Genomic DNA, 5,480 nt, shown 5'->3' on the forward strand with positions numbered 1-5,480 from the left:
GTTGTTGACATGTTGTTTGAAAGGTGTTATGATAATAAAGTCGCTAACAGAGCGGCGGTAAATTGCTCTTTGAAAACTGAACAAAACAAAGCGCCAACGTTAATTTTTAAGTGAGCACACACTATCAAAAAGCAAAATGAGCAAGTCAAACATTTCTTCGGAGAGTTTGATCCTGGCTCAGGACGAACGCTGGCGGCGTGCCTAATACATGCAAGTCGAGCGAATCGATGGGAGCTTGCTCCCTGAGATTAGCGGCGGACGGGTGAGTAACACGTGGGCAACCTGCCTATAAGACTGGGATAACTTCGGGAAACCGGAGCTAATACCGGATACGTTCTTTTCTCGCATGAGAGAAGATGGAAAGACGGTCTACGCTGTCACTTATAGATGGGCCCGCGGCGCATTAGCTAGTTGGTGAGGTAATGGCTCACCAAGGCGACGATGCGTAGCCGACCTGAGAGGGTGATCGGCCACACTGGGACTGAGACACGGCCCAGACTCCTACGGGAGGCAGCAGTAGGGAATCTTCCGCAATGGACGAAAGTCTGACGGAGCAACGCCGCGTGAACGAAGAAGGCCTTCGGGTCGTAAAGTTCTGTTGTTAGGGAAGAACAAGTACCAGAGTAACTGCTGGTACCTTGACGGTACCTAACCAGAAAGCCACGGCTAACTACGTGCCAGCAGCCGCGGTAATACGTAGGTGGCAAGCGTTGTCCGGAATTATTGGGCGTAAAGCGCGCGCAGGTGGTTCCTTAAGTCTGATGTGAAAGCCCACGGCTCAACCGTGGAGGGTCATTGGAAACTGGGGAACTTGAGTGCAGAAGAGGAAAGTGGAATTCCAAGTGTAGCGGTGAAATGCGTAGAGATTTGGAGGAACACCAGTGGCGAAGGCGACTTTCTGGTCTGTAACTGACACTGAGGCGCGAAAGCGTGGGGAGCAAACAGGATTAGATACCCTGGTAGTCCACGCCGTAAACGATGAGTGCTAAGTGTTAGAGGGTTTCCGCCCTTTAGTGCTGCAGCTAACGCATTAAGCACTCCGCCTGGGGAGTACGGCCGCAAGGCTGAAACTCAAAGGAATTGACGGGGGCCCGCACAAGCGGTGGAGCATGTGGTTTAATTCGAAGCAACGCGAAGAACCTTACCAGGTCTTGACATCCTCTGACAACCCTAGAGATAGGGCGTTCCCCTTCGGGGGACAGAGTGACAGGTGGTGCATGGTTGTCGTCAGCTCGTGTCGTGAGATGTTGGGTTAAGTCCCGCAACGAGCGCAACCCTTGATCTTAGTTGCCAGCATTCAGTTGGGCACTCTAAGGTGACTGCCGGTGACAAACCGGAGGAAGGTGGGGATGACGTCAAATCATCATGCCCCTTATGACCTGGGCTACACACGTGCTACAATGGATGGTACAAAGGGCTGCAAACCTGCGAAGGTAAGCGAATCCCATAAAGCCATTCTCAGTTCGGATTGTAGGCTGCAACTCGCCTACATGAAGCCGGAATCGCTAGTAATCGCGGATCAGCATGCCGCGGTGAATACGTTCCCGGGCCTTGTACACACCGCCCGTCACACCACGAGAGTTTGTAACACCCGAAGTCGGTGAGGTAACCTTTATGGAGCCAGCCGCCTAAGGTGGGACAGATGATTGGGGTGAAGTCGTAACAAGGTAGCCGTATCGGAAGGTGCGGCTGGATCACCTCCTTTCTAAGGATAAATACGAGAGCGCTTTTGTTTTGTTCAGTTTTGAATGAGTAATTCATTCAGATACGAAAGATCTCATCACGTTGTGATGAAGTTTTTTCTTCTTTGTTCCTTGAAAACTAGATAATAGATAGAAGGCAATTATTTTTTTCAAAGCATCTGTAAGATCTTTTTTAACGGTTAAGTTAGAAAGGGCGCACGGTGGATGCCTTGGCACTAGGAGCCGATGAAGGACGGGACTAACACCGATATGCTTCGGGGAGCTGTAAGTAAGCTTTGATCCGGAGATTTCCGAATGGGGAAACCCACTGTTCGTAATGGAACAGTATCTTTACCTGAATACATAGGGTACTGAAGGCAGACCCGGGGAACTGAAACATCTAAGTACCCGGAGGAAGAGAAAGCAAATGCGATTTCCTGAGTAGCGGCGAGCGAAACGGAATTAGCCCAAACCAAGAGGCTTGCCTCTTGGGGTTGTAGGACACTCTGTACGGAGTTACAAAGGAACGAGGTAGATGAAGAGGTCTGGAAAGGCCCGCCATAGGAGGTAACAGCCCTGTAGTCAAAACTTCGTTCTCTCCTGAGTGGATCCTGAGTACGGCGGAACACGTGAAATTCCGTCGGAATCCGGGAGGACCATCTCCCAAGGCTAAATACTCCCTAGTGACCGATAGTGAACCAGTACCGTGAGGGAAAGGTGAAAAGCACCCCGGAAGGGGAGTGAAAGAGATCCTGAAACCGTGTGCCTACAAGTAGTCAGAGCCCGTTAACGGGTGATGGCGTGCCTTTTGTAGAATGAACCGGCGAGTTACGATCCCGTGCAAGGTTAAGCAGAAGATGCGGAGCCGCAGCGAAAGCGAGTCTGAATAGGGCGAATGAGTACGTGGTCGTAGACCCGAAACCAGGTGATCTACCCATGTCCAGGGTGAAGTTCAGGTAACACTGAATGGAGGCCCGAACCCACGCACGTTGAAAAGTGCGGGGATGAGGTGTGGGTAGGGGTGAAATGCCAATCGAACCTGGAGATAGCTGGTTCTCTCCGAAATAGCTTTAGGGCTAGCCTCAAGGTAAGAGTCTCGGAGGTAGAGCACTGATTGGACTAGGGGCCCCTACCGGGTTACCGAATTCAGTCAAACTCCGAATGCCAAAGACTTATCCTTGGGAGTCAGACTGCGAGTGATAAGATCCGTAGTCGAAAGGGAAACAGCCCAGACCGCCAGCTAAGGTCCCAAAGTATACGTTAAGTGGAAAAGGATGTGGAGTTGCTTAGACAACCAGGATGTTGGCTTAGAAGCAGCCACCATTTAAAGAGTGCGTAATAGCTCACTGGTCGAGTGACTCTGCGCCGAAAATGTACCGGGGCTAAACGTATCACCGAAGCTGTGGATTGACACCGTAGGTGTCGATGGTAGGAGAGCGTTCTAAGGGCGTTGAAGTCAGACCGGAAGGACTGGTGGAGCGCTTAGAAGTGAGAATGCCGGTATGAGTAGCGAAAGAAGGGTGAGAATCCCTTCCACCGAATGCCTAAGGTTTCCTGAGGAAGGCTCGTCCGCTCAGGGTTAGTCGGGACCTAAGCCGAGGCCGAAAGGCGTAGGCGATGGACAACAGGTTGATATTCCTGTACCACCTATACATCGTTTGAACGATGGGGGGACGCAGAAGGATAGGGTAAGCGCGCTGTTGGATATGCGCGTCCAAGCAGTTAGGCCGGAAACGAGGCAAATCCCGTTTCCATTAAGGCGGAGCTGTGATGGCGAGGGAAATATAGTACCGAAGTTCCTGATTCCACGCTGCCAAGAAAAGCCTCTAGTGAGATGTAAGGTGCCCGTACCGCAAACCGACACAGGTAGGCGAGGAGAGAATCCTAAGGTGTGCGAGAGAACTCTCGTTAAGGAACTCGGCAAAATGACCCCGTAACTTCGGGAGAAGGGGTGCTTTTTAGGGTGAATAGCCCAGAAAAGCCGCAGTGAATAGGCCCAGGCGACTGTTTAGCAAAAACACAGGTCTCTGCGAAGCCGCAAGGCGAAGTATAGGGGCTGACACCTGCCCGGTGCTGGAAGGTTAAGGGGAGAGGTTAGCGCAAGCGAAGCTTTGAACCGAAGCCCCAGTAAACGGCGGCCGTAACTATAACGGTCCTAAGGTAGCGAAATTCCTTGTCGGGTAAGTTCCGACCCGCACGAAAGGTGTAACGATCTGGGCACTGTCTCAACGAGAGACTCGGTGAAATTATAGTACCTGTGAAGATGCAGGTTACCCGCGACAGGACGGAAAGACCCCGTGGAGCTTTACTGCAGCCTGATATTGAATTTTGGTACAGCTTGTACAGGATAGGTAGGAGCCTGAGAAGCCGGAGCGCCAGCTTCGGTGGAGGCGTTGGTGGGATACTACCCTGGCTGTATTGAAATTCTAACCCGCGCCCCTTATCGGGGTGGGAGACAGTGTCAGGTGGGCAGTTTGACTGGGGCGGTCGCCTCCTAAAGAGTAACGGAGGCGCCCAAAGGTTCCCTCAGAATGGTTGGAAATCATTCGTAGAGTGTAAAGGCACAAGGGAGCTTGACTGCGAGACCTACAAGTCGAGCAGGGACGAAAGTCGGGCTTAGTGATCCGGTGGTTCCGCATGGAAGGGCCATCGCTCAACGGATAAAAGCTACCCCGGGGATAACAGGCTTATCTCCCCCAAGAGTCCACATCGACGGGGAGGTTTGGCACCTCGATGTCGGCTCATCGCATCCTGGGGCTGTAGTCGGTCCCAAGGGTTGGGCTGTTCGCCCATTAAAGCGGTACGCGAGCTGGGTTCAGAACGTCGTGAGACAGTTCGGTCCCTATCCGTCGCGGGCGCAGGAAATTTGAGAGGAGCTGTCCTTAGTACGAGAGGACCGGGATGGACGCACCGCTGGTGTACCAGTTGTCTTGCCAAAGGCATAGCTGGGTAGCTACGTGCGGACGGGATAAGTGCTGAAAGCATCTAAGCATGAAGCCCCCCTCAAGATGAGATTTCCCATAGCGCAAGCTAGTAAGATCCCTGAAAGATGATCAGGTTGATAGGTCAGAGGTGGAAGCGTGGCGACATGTGGAGCTGACTGATACTAATAGATCGAGGACTTAACCACGCTTTAAAAAATGAAATACCTTCTTATTATCTAGTTTTGAAGGAACAACGTTCCTTATATGTTTGGTGGCGATAGCGAAGAGGTCACACCCGTTCCCATTCCGAACACGGCAGTTAAGCTCTTCAGCGCCGATGGTAGTTGGGGGTTTCCCCCTGTGAGAGTAGGACGCTGCCAGGCTATTCATTTAAAATCTGTAAATGAGTATTAGGAAACATTATATTATTCCGCAGTAGCTCAGTGGTAGAGCATTCGGCTGTTAACCGAACGGTCGTAGGTTCGAGTCCTACCTGCGGAGCCATGGGGAAGTACTCAAGAGGCTGAAGAGGCGCCCCTGCTAAGGGTGTAGGTCGCGCGAGCGGCGCGAGGGTTCAAATCCCTCCTTCTCCGCCATTTGGCCCGTTGGTCAAGCGGTTAAGACACCGCCCTTTCACGGCGGTAACACGGGTTCGAATCCCGTACGGGTCACTTCTTTATATAAATGCTTTACTGGTCCCGTGGTGTAGCGGTTAACATGCCTGCCTGTCACGCAGGAGATCGCGGGTTCGATTCCCGTCGGGACCGCCATTATAAAATTGAATACAAATGTGGCTCAGTAGCTCAGTCGGTAGAGCAAAGGACTGAAAATCCTTGTGTCGGCGGTTCGATTCCGTCCTGAGCCACCATAGTAG

General features: G+C 52.1%; 5 tRNA genes and 3 rRNA genes. All 8 read left to right on the forward strand.

Going from position 1 to position 5,480, the window contains the following annotated elements:
* The first annotated feature begins 154 nt into the window (after positions 1 to 154).
* The 8 genes from ACFVSL_RS18350 to ACFVSL_RS18385 all read left to right on the forward strand — a co-directional run bounded on the left by ACFVSL_RS18350 (position 155) and on the right by ACFVSL_RS18385 (position 5,474).
* Positions 155 to 1,705, forward strand: a 16S ribosomal RNA gene (locus ACFVSL_RS18350).
* 175 nt (positions 1,706 to 1,880) lie between these two features.
* Positions 1,881 to 4,812, forward strand: a 23S ribosomal RNA gene (locus ACFVSL_RS18355).
* 61 nt (positions 4,813 to 4,873) lie between these two features.
* Positions 4,874 to 4,989, forward strand: a 5S ribosomal RNA gene (gene rrf, locus ACFVSL_RS18360).
* The 16S, 23S and 5S rRNA genes sit together here with 5 tRNA genes alongside, the layout of an rRNA operon.
* Positions 4,990 to 5,035: 46 nt before the next feature.
* Positions 5,036 to 5,110: transfer RNA gene (locus tag ACFVSL_RS18365), tRNA-Asn, on the forward strand.
* A 1-nt stretch (position 5,111) separates the two neighbouring features.
* Positions 5,112 to 5,202, forward strand: a tRNA-Ser gene (locus ACFVSL_RS18370).
* A 3-nt stretch (positions 5,203 to 5,205) separates the two neighbouring features.
* Positions 5,206 to 5,277, forward strand: a tRNA-Glu gene (locus tag ACFVSL_RS18375).
* Positions 5,278 to 5,300: 23 nt separating this feature from the next.
* A tRNA-Asp gene (locus tag ACFVSL_RS18380) sits at positions 5,301 to 5,376 on the forward strand.
* Positions 5,377 to 5,398: 22 nt separating this feature from the next.
* Positions 5,399 to 5,474: transfer RNA gene (locus ACFVSL_RS18385), tRNA-Phe, on the forward strand.
* Positions 5,475 to 5,480: the final 6 nt, after the last annotated feature.

This window comes from Agromyces sp. NPDC058064, from assembly GCF_042885275.1.
In the GTDB taxonomy this organism is placed as follows: domain Bacteria; phylum Actinomycetota; class Actinomycetes; order Actinomycetales; family Microbacteriaceae; genus Agromyces.